Origin of the sequence: Saccharomonospora iraqiensis subsp. paurometabolica YIM 90007, from assembly GCF_000231035.2 — a bacterium.
In the GTDB taxonomy this organism is placed as follows: Bacteria; Actinomycetota; Actinomycetes; order Mycobacteriales; family Pseudonocardiaceae; genus Saccharomonospora; species Saccharomonospora paurometabolica.
The window spans coordinates 20,005-20,488 of the sequence record NZ_KI912250.1 but is presented as its reverse complement, the minus strand read 5'-3'; the positions used below and the strand labels follow the sequence as shown (position 1 = coordinate 20,488).

The 484-nt window shown below is 76.2% G+C and carries 1 pseudogene; it reads right to left on the bottom strand.

Annotated features, from left to right (window positions below):
- Positions 1 to 322: pseudogene (locus SACPADRAFT_RS34065) on the bottom strand (methylated-DNA--[protein]-cysteine S-methyltransferase); the annotation flags it as partial.
- Positions 323 to 484: the final 162 nt, after the last annotated feature.

Sequence of the window (484 nt, the reverse complement as noted above, 5' to 3'; positions counted from 1 at the left end):
CGGTGTAGGAGACCGTCCTGCCGGCGGGCACGGTGCGCAGCACGTCCCAGGCGTGCCGGAGGAACTCGCCGGAGTGCTGGCGCACGGGCACCGTCCCGGCGGCGTCGGTGTCGCCGTCGTGATACCGGCGCACGGCGTCGCTGACCGGCCCGAGATCAGCCGCGTGCCGCGGCTCCGACGGCGCCAGCGCCGGGGCGACGAGCGCGGACAGCGCGGACACGTCGACGGTCCAGCCCGAGGCGAGCACGGCTCCCTCGTGGTCGACGAGCGCGGTGAACGGCCCGAGCGGGGTGTCGTGGGTGCTCCACCGTGCGTGGTTCATGGTGCGGATCCTTCCTGGACAGGAGATCGGGAGTGGTGGTGCTCCGGGAGCGCGGGCGTGGGGCCGGACGTCGACCGGCGTCCCGCCCGGACCGACCCGGCCGCCCGCCACAGGTACAGCCCCGCGTAGGACCGCCACGGACGCCACGCCCGGGCCCGGTCG